Here is an 18520-nt window from a genome sequence, read left to right as displayed (position 1 = left end):
TCCACTTTGGAAGCCCCTGCAGCCGACGCCATGCCCCTCACTCTCGAAACCCGCGACCTGACCATCCGCTTCGGCGGCCATGTCGCGGTCAACAACGTCAGCTGCAGTTTCCGCCCCGGCGAGCTCACCGCCATCGTCGGCCCCAACGGCGCCGGCAAGACCACCTATTTCAACCTGATCTCCGGCCAGCTGCGTGCATCGTCCGGCTCCATCCTGTTCGACGGCCGTGACATCACCGGCCTGTCCGCGCCGCTGCGCACCCGCGCCGGATTGGGACGCGCGTTCCAGCTCACCAATCTGTTCCCCAATCTCAGCGTCGAGGAGAACGTCCGCCTCGCCGTCCAGGCACAGAGCGGGACCCACTACGACCTGCTGCGTCCCTGGATGGCGCGCCGCGACCTGATCGCACGCGCCGATGCGATCCTCGACCAGGTCGCGCTCGGCAGCCGCCGCGGCGTCACTGCGACCACCCTGTCGCATGGCGATCAGCGCAAGCTCGAGGTCGCGTTGATGATGGCGCTGGAGCCAAAGGTCATCATGTTCGACGAGCCGACCGCCGGCATGAGCATCGACGAGGTTCCGGTCGTGCTCGACCTGATCGCCAGGCTCAAGCAGGACAAGAGCCGGATTATCCTCCTGGTCGAGCACAAGATGGACGTGGTGCGGTCGCTCGCCGACCGCATCATCGTGCTGCATAACGGCCAGCTCGTCGCCGACGGGCCGCCAGCCGAAGTGATCGCCTCGCCGATCGTGCAGGAAGCCTATCTCGGCGTTGCCCCGCGGAGCGCGGCATGAGCGCAATGCTGAAGCTCGCTGATGTCGAGACCTATATCGGCCGCTATCACATCCTGCAGGGCGTCGACTTCGAGGTGCCGGAAGGCCAGACCACGATGCTGCTCGGGCGCAATGGCGCCGGCAAGACCACGACACTGCGCACCATCATGGGCCTGTGGCAGGCCAGGACGGGCACGATTTCGCTGGCAGGCGAGCCAATCGAGAAGCTTTCGACGCCCGACATCGCCCAGCGCGGCGTCGGCTATGTGCCGGAGAGCATGGCGGTGTTCTCCGACCTGACCGTGAAGGAAAACCTGGTGCTGGCGGCACGCAACGGTCCGCTCGACGATGCCCAGCTCGCCTGGATCTTCGGCTTCTTCCCCGCCCTGAAGAAGTTCTGGCTGTCGCGTGCCGGCAGTCTCTCCGGCGGACAGAAGCAGATGCTGTCGATCGCGCGCGCGATCGTCGAGCCGCGCAAGCTGCTCCTGATCGACGAGCCGACCAAGGGACTGGCGCCGGCGATCGTGATGTCGCTGATCGAGTGCCTCAAGGAGATCAAGCGCGGCGGCGCCACCATCCTTCTGGTCGAGCAGAACTTCCACGCCGCGCGCGAGCTCGGCGACCAGGTGCTGGTGATGGACAACGGCACCATCGTCCATCGCGGCGAGATGGCCGCGCTGGCGGCCGACGTCCCGCTGCAGGAGCGCCTGCTCGGCCTGAGCCTGGAGGCGCACCAATGAGCGAGATCGCCGCAACCGACGCGCTGCCGAAGCCGAAGCGCGACATCGCGCCCCTGCTGCTGCCGGTCGCCCTGGCGCTGATGATGATTCCGCTCATCGGCTCGACGAGTTCCTGGATCACCCTGACGGTCGCGAGCTTAGCGATGGGCATGATGATCTTCATCATGGCCTCCGGCCTGACCCTGGTGTTCGGCCTGATGGACGTGCTGAACTTCGGCCACGGCGCCTTCATCGCGGTCGGCGCCTATGCCGCGACGCTGGTGCTGTTGCCGCTGGCGAGCTGGGCGCAGGCGGATTCGCTGCTGACCAACCTCGCCGTGCTCGTTCCGGCCGTCCTGCTGTCGATGGGCGTGACCGGCGCGCTGGGCCTGGTCGTCGAGCGCGTGCTGGTGCTGCCGGTCTATGGCCAGCACCTCAAGCAGATCCTGATGACCACCGGCGGCCTGATCGTCGCCGAGCAGACGCTGTACGCGCTGTTCGGCCCGCAGATCATTCCGATGCCGCTGCCGACGGCGCTACGCGGCTCCTTCATCCTCGGCGACGTCGCGATCTCGAAATACCGGCTGCTCGCGCTGCTCATCGGCCTCGTGATCTTCGTCGCCATCGAGCTGGTGCTGAACCGCACCAAGATCGGCCTGCTGATCCGCGCCGGCGTCGAGAACCGCGAGATGGTCGAGGCGCTCGGCTATCGCATCCGCCGCCTGTTCCTCGGCGTGTTCATGACCGGCTCGGCGCTCGCCGGCCTCGGCGGCGTGATGTGGGGCCTCTATCGCGAGCAGGTCCATGCCTCGATCGGTGACGAGCTTACGGTGCTCGTGTTCATCGTCGTCATCATCGGCGGCCTCGGCTCGATCACCGGCTGCTTCATCGGCGCGATCCTGGTCGCAATGGTCGCCAATTACGGCGGCTTCCTGGTGCCCAAGCTCGCCCTCGTCTCCAACATCCTGCTGATGGTCGCCGTGCTGATGTGGCGGCCGCGCGGCCTCTATGCGGTGACCAGCCGATGATGATCCTCTCCGGCGATCCGCCGCGCAGCCGCGCACTGTCCATCCTGCTCATCGTCATTGTGCTGGCGCTGCTGGCGACGCCCTTCCTCTTCCCCGGCGCCAAGGCGCTGAACGTGGCCGCCAAGATCTGCATCTTCGCGGCGCTGGTGGCGTCCTACGATCTGCTGCTCGGCTACACCGGCTCGGTGTCGTTCGCGCACACGATGTTCTATGGCATCGGCTCCTATGCGATCGCGATCGCGCTCTATGGACTCGGGCCGAACTGGACATCGGTTGCCGTCGCGGTGGCCGCGGGACTGCCGCTCGCCCTGCTGCTGGCGCTCGCGATCGGCCTGTTCTCGCTGCGGGTCGAGGCCATCTTCTTTGCGATGATTACGCTTGCGGTCGCCTCGGCCTTCCTGGTGCTGGCGTCGCAATTGTCGTGGCTGACGGGCGGCGAGGATGGTCGCAGCTTTCAGCTGCCCGAGCTGCTGCGGCCAGGCACCGTCTTCATCGGCAAGGAATGGTTCGGCTTCCCGATCAACGGACGCATCCTGACCTACTACCTCGTGCTGGTGGCCTGTGCGCTGATGATCCTCGCACTGCTGCGCGTGGTCAATTCGCCGTTCGGCCGCGTGCTGCAGGCGATCCGGGAAAACCGTTTCCGGGCGGAGGCGCTCGGCTTTCGCACCGTCTTCCATCTGACCTACGCCAACTGCATCGCCGCGATGATTGCGGCCTGTGCGGGCATGCTGAACGCGCTGTGGCTGCGCTATGCCGGCCCGGATACGTCGCTGTCGTTCTCGATCATGCTCGACATCCTCCTGATGGTCGTGATCGGCGGCATGGGCACGATCTATGGCGCGATCATCGGCGCTGCGATCTTCATCCTCGCCCAGAATTACCTTCAGGCGCTGATGGGCGTCGCATCGACCGCCGCGGCCGACGCCGGACTGCCGCTGCTGCCCGGCCTGTTGCATCCCGACCGCTGGCTGCTGTGGCTCGGGCTGCTGTTCATCGCCAGCGTCTACTTCTTCCCGACCGGCGTGGTCGGCCGTCTGCGCTCCAAGCCGGGCGCGCAGCACCGCGCCTGAGATTAATCTTAACAATTCGCGCAACCGCGGCGGCACGGCAGTACCGACACGGTATTCGCGTGCCAAAGCTACCGTTTTCGGCGACCTTTCACGCTCGCCTTAAGCCCCGGATAACCGCGTTTCCTAACCGCTCCGGTACCAGTGCCTTGCTATCAAGCATGCTTGTCGTAAGCCATTTTTGCCGGATCGATCTATACATGCAGGGCGCAGCAGACACGTCAGGGGCCGGCGCGACGGAGCCGGAACGGGGTGACACGTCGCTCTGGCGCGGCCCGCTGCCATGGCTGGTCGCCTGCGGCACGCTCCTGATCGCGGCCATCGTCATCGGCACGATCGTGATGGCGAACGGCTTCCGATCGAAGGCCGTCGGCAACAGCGAGCGCGAACTTGAGAATACGGTGCTGCTGCTGAGCCGGCATTTCGCGCAGCAATTCGAAGACGCCGAGACGGCGGTGTCGCATGTCATCCGTCGCATGCAGCTCGGATCGATCGGCTCGCCGGAGGCGTTCCGGGCCCGGATGTCGCAACCCGATATCCAGGCGATGCTGCAGTCGCAGGTCAACGGCCTGTCCTACATGGGCGATCTGACGCTCATCGGCGCTGACGGTAACTTCGTCAACTGGTCGTCGCATGATCCGATGCCACCGATCAACATCAGCGACCGCCCCTACTTCAAGGATCTTCAAGCCGGTACCCCACGGGACGGCTTCACCATCACGCCGGTCATCAGCCGTGTCACCGGCGGCTGGGCCACCATCGTGGCGCACCGCCTGAGCAACGCCAATGGTGAATTCCTGGGCCTGCTGACGCGCCGCGTCGACCCGCGCGCCTACGAGACGTTCATGGAATCGATCGCGCTGGGAAACAACTCCGCGATCACCCTCTTCCACGCCGATGGCACGGTGCTGGCGCGCTACCCGCACATCGCATCCGCGATGGGTCAGAAGGTCGCGACTGGCGACCTCTATGGCGCGGTCGCCGACGGCCGCGTGCATACCAACGTCCTCAAGAGCCCCTTCGACAATCTCGACAAGATCATGGCCGGCGCCAAGGTCGGCCGCTTCCCGCTCACGATGACCGTGACCAAGACCGTCGACGACGCGCTGGCGGACTGGCGGTCGCAGATGGTCCTGCTGGTCGGCGCGGCGACGCTCGCGGCCATGACCATCGCCGTCATGTTCAGCCTGATGATCCGCCAGATCGTCCGCCAGAACCGCGCCGCGACGCAGCAGCTCGAGAATGAGAAGCAGCGCGTCGAGACGGCGCTCGACAACATGACGCAGGGCCTGATCTCGTTCGACGCCAATGCCTGCGTCGTGATGTTCAATCAACGCTTCATCGACCTGCTCGGCCTGTCCACCGCCGTGATCGAACCCGGTCTGCATCTCAGCGAGGTCGTCGCTCACTGCAAGGCGCGGGGCTCATTCAACGGAGACGTGACCGATTTCTGCACGGATCTCATCGACAGGGCGGGCACGGGCGCAACACGTCAGATGGTCGTCGAAGGCGCCTCTGGCCGCTTCTTCAACGTCATCGACAAGCCGCTGGCATCGGGCGGCTGGGTGACCACGATCGAGGACATCAGCAAGCATCGCAGGCTGGAGCAGGAGCGCGACCGGAACTACGCGTTCCTGCGCGAGATCATCGATCACATTCCGTCCCACATCCTGGTCAAGGACGTGCGCGACCGCCGCTACCTCCTGGTCAACCGATCGACCGAGAAGGGCTTCGGACTACCGCGCGAACAGATCGTGGGCCGAACGGTGTTCGACCTGATGCCGAAGACGTCCGCCGAGAAGGTCACAGCCGACGACGATCGCGCCCTCGAGCATGCGGACGGCCTGTTACTCGCCGAGCACCCCTGGCAGACCCCGGCGCTCGGACTGCGCTATATCACGTCCCGCCGCATCGCCATCGCCGACGAGGCGGATCGGCCGCGCTATCTGATCAACGTGATCGAGGACATCACCGAGCAGCGCCTGGCGGACGAGAAGATCGCCCATCTCGCGCATTTCGATGCGCTGACGGAGCTGCCCAACCGCGTGCTGTTCCAGGAGCGGATCGGTCAGGAGCTCGAACGCGCCCGGCACGGCACCTTCTTCGCCCTGCTCTACATCGATGTCGACGAGTTCAAGGGCATCAATGATTCGCTCGGCCACCACGTCGGCGATGAGCTGCTGAAGACCATCGCGCGGCGCATCGAGGGCTGCCTCGCGCCGGAAGACATGGTCGCCCGCCTCGGCGGCGACGAGTTCGCCGTGCTGCTCACGGCCGCCGCGGACCGCGACGAGGTCGTCATCACCGTCAGCGCGATCCTGGAGGCGATCCGCAAGCCCTATCGCTGCCTCGGCCATCAATTGTCGACTGATGCCAGCATCGGCATCGCGCTGGCGCCGCAGGACGGCATTGAACGGGACCAGTTGACGAAGAACGCGGATCTCGCGATGTACGCCGCCAAGGCCGGCGGCCGCCACACCTTCCGCTTCTTCGAGCCGGCGATGGACGAAAGCGCCCGCGCCCGCCTGCAGCTGCAGCAGGACCTGCGCGAGGCGATCACGCAGGACCAGTTCGAGCTGCACTACCAGCCGCTGCTGGGCTTCAGCGAGAACGTCATGACGGGCTGCGAGGCGCTGTTGCGCTGGCGCCATCCGGAGCGCGGCATGGTGCCGCCGCTCGATTTCATCCCGCTGGCCGAGGATACCGGGCTCATCAACGAGATCGGCGACTGGGTGCTGCGCACCGCCTGCGCCGAGGCCGCGCATTGGCCCGAGGACATCCGGCTCGCCGTGAACGTGTCGCCCGTTCAGCTGAAATCGCCGACACTGGCGTTGCGGATCGCCGGCGCGCTCTCGGCCGCCGGCCTCGCTCCGCAGCGGTTGGAGATCGAGATCACCGAGGCTGTGCTGATCAGCGACGACGACGCCGCGCTCGGCATCCTGCATCAGCTGCACGACATGGGCGTGCGCATCGCGCTCGACGATTTCGGCACGGGCTATTCCTCGCTGAGCTATCTGAAGCGGTTCCCGTTCGACAAGATCAAGATCGACCGCTGCTTCGTCAGCGACATCAATGCGGGCAGCTCGTCGGCGATCGTTCAGGCGGTCGTCAGCATCGCCAGCGCCAGCAACATGACCACGACGGCCGAGGGCGTCGAGACCGGTGCCCAGCAGACGGCCCTGCGCCAGCTCGGCTGCACCGAGATGCAGGGCTACCTGTTCAGCGCGCCCAAGCCCGCCGCCGAGCTCCGCAAGCTGTTCGCGCCGGCAGATGCGGCGGAGGATCTGCAAGCCGCGGGCTGACCGGCGCCTCCGCGCAACCTGCCCGGCCCGCGGAGCGCGCAAGAAGCGTTCTGCGCCAAACCGCCTCACGCGGCTCCCGCTGCCAGCACCGTTGGCCGGCGCCGGCAACACCCTATATAGGTCGCATCGGAACCTCGTCAGGTGGCCCATGCAACCCGTTTCCCTGCTGCTCAACGTGCTCTGGATCGTGCTCGGCGGCGCCTATATGGCGTTTGGCTGGCTGGTCGCCGCGGTCGTCATGGCCATCACCATCGTCGGCCTGCCCTGGGCGCGCGCCGCCTTCAACATCGCCGCCTATACGCTGTTGCCGTTCGGCTCGCGCGCGGTCCGGCGCGACGAACTGACGGGGATCGAGGATGTCGGCACCGGGCTGCTCGGCCTGCTCGGGAACATCATCTGGTTCGTTCTGGCCGGCTGGTGGCTCGCTTTGGGCCACCTGCTCACCGCGATCGCCCTGGCGGTCACGATCATCGGCCTGCCGTTCGCCTGGGCGCATCTGAAGCTCGCCGGCCTCGCACTGTGGCCGATCGGCAAGACCATCGTCCCGGCCTGAAGCCGGAGCGGGCAAGCCGGGGCCGGCGGCCCCTTCAAGGGCGTTGCCGACCACCGGGCAATCGGCTAAACCGTCCCGCACGCACCCGTAGCTCAGCTGGATAGAGCGTTGCCCTCCGAAGGCAAAGGTCACACGTTCGAATCGTGTCGGGTGCGCCAGCGCTAACCAGTTATATTGACTGGTTTTTCAGCCAAGCGCTCGCAGCTTCTGATCAGCCACGAAGCCCAGTCCGTCACAGCCACGTCACCGCCTGTTTGTTGCACCTTGCCCTGCGACGACCTCCGCCGGTCGGATCGTTTTTCGGTCACTGCTGTCCACGACACGCGACCTTGGCAACGGCCACTGGATCAGGAAGACGATCGATTCCGCCCGTGTTCGGAAGGTCCGGATGATCCGCGCCGTCTGATTGGCTTACGCGACAGCGGCAACGTTGAAGGGCCGCTTGCCGAGAAGAGCCTGCACCGAGGACCGCGCCCGAGCGCCGTTGTCGATCATCTCGACGGGGTTTCGGGCAATTGAGCAAGAGCCGCTCGGGCGCTGCGCCGGGGCGAGTTCGTTTGTGCGTGCGTGCGGCGTCCGCTCGTCCGGCGCCAGCCTTCGACCGAACCGCCGGAAGCAGCAATCCCGCGATTCTCCGCAGTTCTCCGTAATTCGACGGAGGGCGCGTATCCCTGATCGTTAACCATGATCTTTCACGTTTCCGGTCGATCAATTCGGTTTTGCAGTCGTGATTGCGGGTGGCGTGATGGTGACGAGGCGCTTGGGAGTCCTTGCTGCTCTGGCAGACATTGTCTGTCTTGGCGCGGGGATCGGCCTCTCGGCGCTGTTCACGCAGCCCGCGGTCGCACAGATCCCTCAGCCAAGCCAGGTAACCCCCGAGACTCTCCGGCCGGATGCTGCGCCGAGGTCCCCGTCTCTGATCGTACCAGGACCGTCTGCGATCACGGCGCCCGCCGGCAGCACCAACCTGACCGTGATCATCGATAGCTTCGTCGTCGACGACGAGTTCGCCGAGCTCGCACCGGTCACCACGGCCGTCTCGGAGCGCATCATCGGCCGGCCTGTCAGCCTCGCCGAGATCTATGCAACGGCTGCCGCACTGGAACGCAGCTATGTCGCGAGCGGCTTCCCATTGGCGCGCGTGATCGTTCCGCCGCAACACCTGGTCAATCACGGCCGGCTTCGCTTCGTGGTCGTCGACGGCTTCATCGAGAGCGTCGACGTTGAAGGCGTCGATGCTCGCGTGCGCCGCGTGGTGAGCGAGCGCAGCGCGGTCCTCATCGGGCGGCGCCGCCTCAGGCTCGACGCACTGGAGCGCGCGCTGCTCGTCGCCGGCGACGTGCCCGGCCTCAGGCTGACGAGCACGCTCGACCGCGGCCGGAGCGATGGCGGCGTTCGTCTCGTGCTCGAAGGCGATTATCAGCCGATCTCGGGCTCGCTCGGCTTCGATGATCGGCTGTCGCATACGCTCGGGACCTGGCAATCGCGCGCGACGTTCAGCCTCAACAGCGTGTTCGGAGCCGGCGAACAGATCTATGCGACTGCCGGGGCAGCGGCCAATATCGATCTCGGCGTCGACGGGAGATCACCCCTCTCGATCTATGGCGGCGGCCTCGTCGTGCCCATCGGCTCCGACGGGTTCTCGCTCAATCCCGAATACACCCGCTCCGTCACGCGCACGGCGGCCGCATCGGGTCTCCCGGCATCGCTCGGCAGCTTCGAGCGCTATGTGGTCCGCGTCCGCGAGCCGATCGACCTGACGCGTAACGCCTCGCTCTACATCAACGCGGCGTTCGAAATGATCGATCAGCAACTGTCGGCGCCAGACTTCGCGACGCGGCTCAATCACGATCACTACGCCGTGCTGCGAGGCGGCACCGACTATGCCGGCGTCCTGCCGTGGGGCGCGAATTGGCAGCTGACCGCGTCGGCGTCGAAGGGGCTCGGTGGCCGCTCGTCCCGCGATGCTGCGGCGTCCGGCATTCCCTTGTCACGACAGGGCGCCGCCCCTGACTTCACCAAGGTCTCGGCAAGTGCGCGCTTCGTCCAGCCCCTGGCACTCGGGCTGCGTTTCGATGTGATGGCCTCGGGACAGTTCACGGGCGGGACGCCTCAGATGCGCCCGGAGCAGATCTCGCTCGACGGCAGCGATCAGATGTCGGCCTTTGCGTCCGGCACCTTCACCGCCGACCAGGGCATCGTCCTGCGCAGCGAATTGACGCGGCCGTTCCGCGTGACGTGGGGCGGCATCAATGCGGGGGTCTCCCCCTATCTGTTCGGGGCCGTCGGCCACGGCTGGCTGGCGCAGGCGACCGCCGTGGAGCAACCGAGCTTCACCGCCGAGTCCTTCGGTCTTGGGGTCCGCACGGGCCTGGAGTCCAGGGCGGGCGGCCCGACCGGCAGTCTGACGCTGGAGCTGGCCCGAGGCTTCACCGACCTCGCCGGCGTGAAGGCGGGATGGCGCACCAACATTGTGGCCGCGTCGGTGTTCTGAATGCGTACGAAGGATCCAAGCCGCATCCTGGCGAGCGTGCGAATCGCCCTGCTCGGCTGCACGTCCGTGCTGGCGCTGTCCGGACGCGCGCAGGCGCAAGCCGTGCTGCCACGGGGCGGATCGGTGGCCTCCGGCCAGGTCAGCATCACCGCGCCCTCGATGAATTCCATGACCGTCAGGCAGTCCTCCGACAGGGCGGTCGTCAATTGGGACAGCTTCTCGGTCGGAAGCGGCGCCACGGTGAATTTCGTGCAGCCGGGCGCGAACTCATCCATCCTCAACCGCGTCACCGGACAAGCTCCGACGTCCATTGCAGGACGCGTCACCGCCAATGGGCAGGTGTTCCTGGTCAATCCGAACGGCATCGCGATCACGCCGACCGGATCGGTCGAGGTCGGCGGCGGCTTCGTCGCATCGACGCTGGACATCCGCGACAGCGATTTCATGTCGGGCGCGCTGAGCTTCAGCGGCAAGGGAGCGTCGGCCGCGGTCAACAATGCCGGCACGATCGCGGGCGCGCCAGGATCCTTCGTCGGTCTGCTCGGCGGCAGGGTGTCGAACAGCGGTACGATCAACGTTCCGCTCGGCTCGGTCGGCCTCGGCGCCGGCGAGAAAATCACGCTGAACCCGACCGGCGACGGCTTCCTGCAGGTCGTCGCCCCCACCAGCGCTGCTACCGCTGACGGCAAGGCGCTGATCGACGTATCCGGCAACATCCGCGCGGTGGGCGGCACGGTCGAAATCCGCGCCGCGACCGCGCAGCAGGCCTTCCACGAAATCGTCAACGTCTCCGGACGAATCCGCGCAACCACCGTCAGGGGGCGCTCCGGCAATATCTTCATCGACGGCGCAGGCGGCGCGGTGACGGTCAGCGGCAAGCTTGCAGCGTCAGGCAGCCGGCGCGGCCACGGCGGCAACGTGACGATCGGTGCCGCGAAGATCAATCTGCGCGGGGCCGCGATCGACGTGTCCGGCGCAAAGGGCGGGGGCTCGGTCACCATCGGCGGCAACCCGGGCGGAGCGGCGATTCCCGGCCTGACCACCGCGAAGACCGTTTTCGTCGATGCGGCATCGACGATCACGGCCGACGCGGGCCGCGCCGGGGATGGCGGTCGGATCACGCTGTGGTCGACGGATCTCACCGAATTCTTCGGCACCATCTCGGCGCGAGCCTTCGGCACGACCGGCAATGGCGGCAATGCCGAGGTCTCCGGTGGCGGTCTCATCTACGACGGCACCACGAACCTGCTGTCGGCGCATGGCCGTGCCGGGACGCTGCTGCTCGATCCCTACAACGTCACGATTTCCACCGGCGCGGACACGGGCGCCTCCGGCTGGGCCGCCACCGCGAGCGGCGCCAACATCAACACCTCGACACTGCAGACCGCGCTGGCGACGGCGAACGTCACGGTATCGACCGGCGCGGGCGGATCGGAAGCGGGCAACATCACCGTCTCTAATCCGCTGAGCTGGAGCGCCAACACGACCCTGACCTTGAACGCGGCCAACGGCATCATGCTCAATGCGGGCGTCACCGCTTCGGGCGCGTCGAGCGGCCTCACGCTCACTGCGAATGGCACCAGTGGGATTTCCGGGAGCGGCGGCATCAACCATGCCGGCTCCCTGGTCCTCAACGTCGCCGCCGGCGGCTCGGGCACATTGTCCGGTACGATCTCGGGCGGCGGAGGCCTGACATTCAATGGTCCGGGAAGCCTCACGCTGTCGGGGACCAACACCTATTCCGGCGCGACCACCGTCAATTCCGGCACGCTGCAGATCGGCGGCTCCGGCTCGCTCGGGTCGGGCAACTATGCCGGCAGCCTCGCGCTCGCGAGCGGCGCCCTGCTGCAATATTCCTCCAGCGCCGCACAGACCCTGTCGGGGACGATCTCAGGCGCGGGCGCGCTGACCAAGGACGGCAGCACCACCTCGACACTGACGCTGACCGGCACCAACACCTATTCCGGCGCGACCACCGTCAATGCCGGCACGCTGCAGATCGGCGGCTCCGGCGCGCTCGGGTCGGGAAACTACGCCGGCAGCCTCGCACTCGCGAGCGGCGCCCTGCTGCAATATTCCTCCAGCGCCGCACAGACCCTGTCCGGGACGATCTCGGGCGCGGGCGCGCTGACCAAGGACACCAGCGCCACCTCGACTCTGACGCTGACCGGCACCAACACCTATTCCGGCGCGACCACCGTCAATGCCGGCACGCTGCAGATCGGCGGCACCGGCTCGCTCGGGTCGGGAAACTATGCCGGCAGCCTCGCACTCGCGAGCGGCGCCCTGCTGCAATATTCCTCCAGCGCCGCACAGACCCTGTCGGGGACGATCTCGGGCGCGGGCGCACTGACCAAGGATGGCAGCACCGCCTCGACACTGACGCTGACCGGCACCAACACCTATTCCGGCCCGACCACCGTGACTGCCGGCACACTGGCGTTCGGCACGGAGCTGTCGCTCTACAACAACACGGCTTCGAGCTGGACGGCGACGAACATCATCGTCGGCTCCGGCGCGACGCTGGCGTTGGCCTATGGTGGCAGCGGGCAGTTCACGTCATCGGACGTGCAGACCATCAGCGGCCTCGGCACCTCCAGCGGCGGCTTCAAAAGCGGCGCGTTCCTCGGGCTCGACACGACGAGCGGGAACGCCACCTACGGCAATGCGATCGCCAACACCAATTCCGGCAACAACACGCTGGGCGTGGTGAAGCTGGGCAGCAACACGCTGACGCTCTCGGGCTCCAACACCTATGGCGGCGCAACGACGATCAGCGGTGGAACGCTGCAGATTGCATCCGCCGGATCGCTCGGCTCCGGAACGTATGCCGGCAACATCTCGGCGGCATTGGGTACGACGTTCGAATACTCCTCGAGCACTGCGCAAACCCTCTCGGGCGTGATCTCCGGCGCCGGGGCGCTGACCAAGGACACCGCGAACTCGACGCTGACGCTGACCGGCACCAATACCTACAGCGGCGCAACGACGCTGAATGCCGGCACGCTGCAGATCGGTGGCGGCGGATCGCTGGGTGCGGGCAGCTATTCCGGCAGTCTGGCGCTCGCGAGCGGGACGATGCTGCAATATTCATCGAGCGCCGCGCAGACCCTCTCGGGCGTGATCTCCGGCGCCGGGGCGCTGACCAAGGACACCTCGAACGCGACGCTGACGCTGACCGGCACCAACACCTATAGCGGCGCAACGACACTCAATGCCGGCACGCTGCAGATCGGCGGCAGCGGATCGCTCGGCAACGGCAGCTACGCCGGCAGCATCGCCACGTCGTCCGGTACGACCCTGCAATACTCGTCGAGCGCGGCGCAGACGCTGTCCGGCTCCATCTCCGGCTCCGGCAGGGTCCTGAAGGATACCAACTCGTCGACCCTGAATCTGACCGGGACCAATACCTACAGCGGTACCACGACGGTCACGGCGGGCACGCTGGAGTTCGGCAACGAGGTCTCGCTCTACAACAACAATCAGGCCGACTGGACCGCCAGCAAGATCATCGTGGGCTCAGGCGCCACGCTGGGGCTGGCCTATGCCGGCAGCGGTCAGTTCACCTCGTCCGACGTGCACAGCCTCAGCGCTCTCGGCACCGGCAGCGGCGGCTTCGCGAACGGCGCGTTCCTCGGGCTCAATACTTCGAGCGGCAGCGCCAGCTATTCCAATGCGATCGCCAACACGAATGGGGGCAACAACGCACTCGGGCTGGTGAAGCTCGGCACCAACACGCTGACGCTGACCGGAACCAACACCTATACCGGCAACACGACGGTGAGCGGAGGGACGTTGCAGATCGGTTCGTCCGGTTCGCTGGGCTCGGGCACCTATGCCGGAAACGTCGCGATCGGCTCGGGAGCCGCCCTGCAATACTCGTCGAGCACAGCGCAGACCCTGTCCGGCGTGATCTCCGGCGGTGGCAACCTGACCAAGGACACATCGTCGTCGACCCTGGTCCTCACAGGCACCAACACCTACAGCGGCAACACGACGATCTCGGACGGCAAGCTGCAGGTGAGCAGCAGCGGCTCACTCGGTGCGGGGTCCTACGCGGGCAACATCTCGATCGCGTCCGGCAGCCTGTTCGACTACTCCTCGAGCGCAGCGCAGACGCTTTCGGGCGTCGTTTCCGGCGCGGGCGCCGTCACCAAGGACACCAGCTCGTCCTCGACCCTGACGCTGTCCGGCACCAACACCTATGGCGGCACGACCACGGTCTCGGCCGGCACGCTGCAGATCGGCGGGTCCGGCTCGCTCGGTTCGGGAAACTATGCCGGCAGCATCGCCACGTCGTCCGGTACGACCTTCCAATATTCGTCGAGCGCGGCGCAGACGCTATCCGGCTCCATCTCCGGCTCCGGCAGCGTTCTGAAGGACACCAACTCCTCGACCCTGACGCTGACCGGCACCAACACCTACAGCGGCACCACGACGGTCACGGCGGGCACGCTGGAATTCGGCAACGAGGTCTCGCTCTACAACAACACGCCGTCGAACTGGACCGCGTCCAACATCATCGTCGGCTCCGGCGCGACGCTCGCGCTCGCCTATGGCGGCGCCGGCCAGTTCACGTCGTCGGATGTCCAGAGCATCAGCAGTCTCGGCACGGCGTCAGGCGGCTTCAAGAACGGCGCGTTCCTCGGCCTGGACACGGCGAGCGGCAGCGTCAGCTACGCCAATGCCATTGCCAACACCAATGGGGGCAGCAACGCGCTCGGACTGGTGAAGCTGGGCGCCAACACGTTGACCCTGACCGGAACCAGCAGCTACACCGGCAACACGATCATCTCGGCCGGCACGCTGCAGATCGGCTCCGCCGGCTCGCTCGGGTCGGGAACCTATGCCGGCGGCATCGCGATCGCGAGCGGCGCCAATTTCGAATACTCCTCCAGCTCGGCACAGACGCTCTCCGGCGTGGTGTCAGGCTCCGGCACCCTGACCAAGGACACCAGCGCGTCGACGACGCTCATCCTGACCGGCACCAATACCTATAGCGGAGCAACCACGGTCAACGCCGGGACCCTGCAAATCGGTGGCGCGGGATCGCTGGGCTCCGGCGCCTATGCAGGCAGCCTCGCGCTCGCGAGCGGCGCGCTGTTTCGATATTCCTCCAGCGCTGCTCAGACCCTGTCGGGAGCGATCAGCGGCGGCGGCACCGTGACCAAGGATACCAGCGCAAGCTCGACGCTCACCCTGTCGGGCGGCAACAGCTACACCGGTGGCACCAATCTCGTCGCCGGCACCGTCAATGCCGGCAGCAGCACGGCGCTCGGACCATCCGGCGTGGTCAGCTTCACCGGCGGCACGCTGCAATACAGCGCAGCCAACCAGGTCGACTATTCCGGTCGCTTCAACGCAGGACAGAACTGGATCATCGACACCAACGGCCAGAACGTCAGCTATGCCACGGCCCTGGCCGGCTCCGGCACCGTGACCAAGCTTGGATCGGGCACGCTCACGCTGTCCGGGACCAACACATACAGCGGAGCGACCACGATCTCGGCCGGCACCTTGCAGGTGGGCGGCTCCGGCTCGCTCGGCTCGGGCGCCTATGCCGGTGCGATCTCGATCGGCAGCGGCGCAAGCCTGCAATATTCCTCCAGCGCCGCGCAGACGCTATCGGGCAACATGTCCGGGGCGGGCTCGATCATCAAGGACACCAGTACAGCGTCAACGCTGACGCTATCCGGGACGAATTCCTACACCGGGACGACGCAGGTGACGGCCGGCACGCTGCAGGCCGGCTCGGGCTCGGCCTTCGGCAGCAATTCCGCCGTCACCATCGGCGCCTCGTCCTTTCTCGATCTCGCCGGCTATTCCAGCACGATCGGCTCGCTCGCGGGCACGGGCACGGTCACCGACAGCACGGCGTCGGCCGTCACGCTCACCAGCGGCGGCAACAACGCGTCGACGACGTTCTCCGGCGTGATCCAGAACGGCAGCGGGACGGTGGCGCTGACACAGAACGGGACCGGCACCCTGACGCTGTCCGGGACCAACACCTACAGCGGCGCGACCGCGATCGCCGCCGGCCAGTTGCAGATCGGCTCGGCCGGCTCGCTCGGCTCGGGCAGCTATGGCGGCAACATCTCGATCAGCTCAGGCGCGAATCTGCAATATTCCTCCAGCGCGGCGCAAACCCTTTCGGGCGCGATCTCCGGTGCGGGAGGCGTCACCAAGAACACCAGCACGAGCTCGACGCTGACACTGGCCGGGGCCAACACCTATACCGGCACCACCGCGGTGAGCGCGGGAACGCTCAATCTGAGCGGCTCCTGGAATGTCGGCTCGTCAACCGCGACGACCAGCGTCGGGTCGGGCGCGACCCTGTCTGGGACCGGCTCGATCACGGCGGCGACGCTGTCCCATTCCGGCGCCGGCACGATCAACCTGTCGGGCAGCAATGCGGTCGGCACGGTCATGACGTCCGGAACGATCGGGGCCTTCGGCTTCAGCGATGCGGTGGCGCTTGCACTGGGCTCGATCGCCTCCACAGGCCAGGTCGCCGTGACGACGACGGGTGGCGCCAATCTCAGCGTCGCCAGCCACGCCGCATTGACCTCGTCGGCTTCCGGCACTGCGATCTCACTGGTGTCCAGCGGCAATCTTACGCTCGGGAGCGGCGCCACCGTGAGTTCGGCAAGCCCCGTGCTCGCGGCCGCAAATCAGTTCATCAACAATTCCGGCAGCGGCGCCGTGACGGCGTCGTCGGGGCGTTGGCTGATCTATTCCAGCGCTCCCGGCAGCGATACGTTCGGCAGCCTCAACAGCAACAACACCGCGATCTGGAACGCGACCTATGGCAGCCAGCCTCCCGGCAGCGTCGGCGCCGCGGGTAACCGCTATCTCTTCGCCTATCAGCCGACGCTGACCTTCGCCTCGAGCAGCACGACCAAGACCTACGGCGTCGACGCCACCGCAATTGTCGCGTCGGCCTACACCGTCTCGGGCTACCAGTCCGCCGTCGCCAACGTCTTTCTCGGCGACAACGCGGCTTCGTCCTATAGCGGCAATCCCGCCGTGACATCGTCGGGCTCGGCGGCAGGCGCCGGCGTATCGGGCGGCCCCTATGGCATCAGCGTCGCCGCGGGATCGCTCGCGGCGACATCGGGCTATGCCTTGAACTACAACAGTGCCGGCAGTCTCACTGTGACGCCGGCGACGCTGACCGTCACGGCGACATCAGGCCAAGGCAAGGTCTACGGCACGGTCGATCCGACCCTCATTTATGGCGTCAGTGGCTTCGTCAACGGCGACACCGCGGCGGTGCTGTCGGGGACGCTGAGCCGCGCCGCCGGCGAAAACGTCGGCAGCTACGCGATCGGTCAGGGCAGCCTGTCGGCGGGATCGAACTACAGCATCGGCTATGCCGGCGCCAACTTCGCGATCACGCCAGCGCCGCTCACGGTGACGGCAACATCAGGCCAGGGCAAGGTCTACGGCGCGGTCGATCCGACCCTCATTTATGGCGTCAGCGGCCTCGTCAACGGCGATACCTCGGCGGTGCTGTCGGGGACGCTGAGCCGCGCCGCCGGCCAGAATGTCGGCAGCTACGCGATCGGTCAGGGCAGCCTGGCGGCGGGATCGAACTACAGCATCTTCTATGCCGGCGCCAACTTCGCGATCACGCCAGCGCCGCTCACGGTGACGGCGACGTCCGGCCAGGGCAAGGTCTATGGCGCGGTCGATCCGACCCTCATTTATGGCGTCAGCGGCCTCGTCAACGGCGATACCTCGGCGGTGCTGTCGGGGACGCTGAGCCGCGCCGCCGGCCAGAATGTCGGCAGCTACGCGATCGGTCAGGGCAGCCTGGCGGCGGGATCGAACTACAGCATCCTCTATGCCGGCGCCAACTTCGCGATCACGCCCGCGCCACTCACGGTGACGGCAACATCAGGCCAGGGCAAGGTCTACGGCGCGGTCGATCCGACCCTCATTTATGGCGTCAGCGGTTTGGTCAACGGCGACACCTCGGCGGTGCTGTCGGGGACGCTGAGCCGCGCCGCCGGCCAGAACGTCGGCAGCTACGCGATCGGTCAGGGCAGCCTGTCGGCGGGATCGAACTACAGCATCGGCTACACCGGCGCCAATTTCGCGATCACGCCGGCCCCGCTCACGGTGACCGCGCTCGGCGGCTCATCGCGCTACGGCGTGTCGCCAGCCAATCCAGGCCTGTCCGCCGCCGGCCTGCAGAATGGCGACACAGTCGCCGCGCTGAGCGGTCTTGGCAACTCGTTCGGGATCACGGCCACAACGGCGGCCGGCCAATACGCCCTGAACGTGACGGGATCGCTGACCAATCCGAACTATACTCTCGTTGCGACGAACAGCGGCGTCTGGACCGTTGTTGCAGCACCTCCGGCACCGCCGAAGCCAACACCACCGACCGATCCCGCCGCAAATTACTGGCCCAGCATCGTCGCGCAGATCGACTACCTTCCTTGCGCGAACAGCGAGTCAGCTGGCTGCGTCGGCCCGGCGCTTCATCACACGCAGCGGAACACGCCGCCCCTCCTGAACGGATCGCAGCGTCGGTCGAACCGCTAGCAGCGTCATCTCCGGCGCGAAGATGGA

At 66.7% G+C, this 18520-nt stretch carries 8 protein-coding genes and 1 tRNA gene; all 9 read left to right on the top strand.

What is annotated here, in order from left to right; translation table 11 throughout:
- Positions 1-30: 30 nt before the first annotated feature.
- The 9 genes from ACQR1Y_RS09245 to ACQR1Y_RS09205 all read left to right on the top strand — a co-directional run bounded on the left by ACQR1Y_RS09245 (position 31) and on the right by ACQR1Y_RS09205 (position 18493).
- Positions 31-795, top strand: coding sequence for an ABC transporter ATP-binding protein (locus ACQR1Y_RS09245; protein WP_434876219.1), 765 nt, complete (start codon positions 31-33; stop codon positions 793-795).
- Positions 792-1514 carry an ABC transporter ATP-binding protein gene (locus ACQR1Y_RS09240; protein WP_434876220.1) on the top strand — a complete coding sequence of 241 codons (723 nt, stop codon included), beginning with the start codon at positions 792-794 and terminating at the stop codon, positions 1512-1514. The genes ACQR1Y_RS09245 and ACQR1Y_RS09240 overlap by 4 nt, the downstream gene beginning before the upstream one ends.
- Positions 1511-2521 (top strand): branched-chain amino acid ABC transporter permease, encoded by a 1011-nt coding sequence (locus tag ACQR1Y_RS09235; protein WP_434876221.1) that lies wholly within the window; start codon positions 1511-1513, stop codon positions 2519-2521. The genes ACQR1Y_RS09240 and ACQR1Y_RS09235 overlap by 4 nt, the downstream gene beginning before the upstream one ends.
- Complete coding sequence (locus ACQR1Y_RS09230) at positions 2518-3594, top strand: branched-chain amino acid ABC transporter permease (RefSeq protein WP_434876222.1); 1077 nt, start codon at positions 2518-2520, stop codon at positions 3592-3594. Before ACQR1Y_RS09235 ends, ACQR1Y_RS09230 begins: the two co-directional genes overlap by 4 nt.
- 197 nt (positions 3595-3791) lie before the next feature.
- Entirely contained in the window at positions 3792-6893 is a 3102-nt protein-coding gene (locus ACQR1Y_RS09225) for a bifunctional diguanylate cyclase/phosphodiesterase (protein WP_434876338.1), read from the top strand.
- 148 nt (positions 6894-7041) lie between these two features.
- Entirely contained in the window at positions 7042-7446 is a 405-nt protein-coding gene (locus ACQR1Y_RS09220) for a YccF domain-containing protein (protein ID WP_434858170.1), read from the top strand.
- Between the two features lie 81 nt (positions 7447-7527).
- Positions 7528-7604: transfer RNA gene (locus ACQR1Y_RS09215), tRNA-Arg, on the top strand.
- An 815-nt stretch (positions 7605-8419) separates the two neighbouring features.
- Positions 8420-9940, top strand: a complete 1521-nt coding sequence (locus tag ACQR1Y_RS09210; RefSeq protein WP_434876223.1) for a ShlB/FhaC/HecB family hemolysin secretion/activation protein — start codon at positions 8420-8422, stop codon at positions 9938-9940.
- Positions 9941-18493, top strand: coding sequence for an autotransporter-associated beta strand repeat-containing protein (locus ACQR1Y_RS09205; protein ID WP_434876224.1), 8553 nt, complete (start codon positions 9941-9943; stop codon positions 18491-18493). It begins immediately after the preceding gene.
- The last annotated feature ends 27 nt before the right edge of the window (positions 18494-18520 follow it).

Origin of the sequence: Bradyrhizobium sp. HKCCYLRH3099 (assembly GCF_051167855.1) — a bacterium.
In the GTDB taxonomy this organism is placed as follows: Bacteria; Pseudomonadota; Alphaproteobacteria; order Rhizobiales; family Xanthobacteraceae; genus Bradyrhizobium.
The sequence above is the reverse complement of the archived record's forward strand: the minus strand, read 5'-3'. Positions and strand labels throughout refer to the sequence as shown.

Bases quoted from the DNA above. Each gene is read 5' to 3' on its own strand.
- ACQR1Y_RS09245 (WP_434876219.1), top strand. From the start codon at position 31: ATGCCCCTCACTCTCGAAACCCGCGACCTGACCATCCGCTTCGGCGGC.
- ACQR1Y_RS09240 (WP_434876220.1), top strand. From the start codon at position 792: ATGAGCGCAATGCTGAAGCTCGCTGATGTCGAGACCTATATCGGCCGC.
- ACQR1Y_RS09235 (WP_434876221.1), top strand. From the start codon at position 1,511: ATGAGCGAGATCGCCGCAACCGACGCGCTGCCGAAGCCGAAGCGCGAC.
- ACQR1Y_RS09230 (WP_434876222.1), top strand. From the start codon at position 2,518: ATGATGATCCTCTCCGGCGATCCGCCGCGCAGCCGCGCACTGTCCATC.
- ACQR1Y_RS09225 (WP_434876338.1), top strand. From the start codon at position 3,792: ATGCAGGGCGCAGCAGACACGTCAGGGGCCGGCGCGACGGAGCCGGAA.
- ACQR1Y_RS09220 (WP_434858170.1), top strand. From the start codon at position 7,042: ATGCAACCCGTTTCCCTGCTGCTCAACGTGCTCTGGATCGTGCTCGGC.
- ACQR1Y_RS09205 (WP_434876224.1), top strand. From the start codon at position 9,941: ATGCGTACGAAGGATCCAAGCCGCATCCTGGCGAGCGTGCGAATCGCC.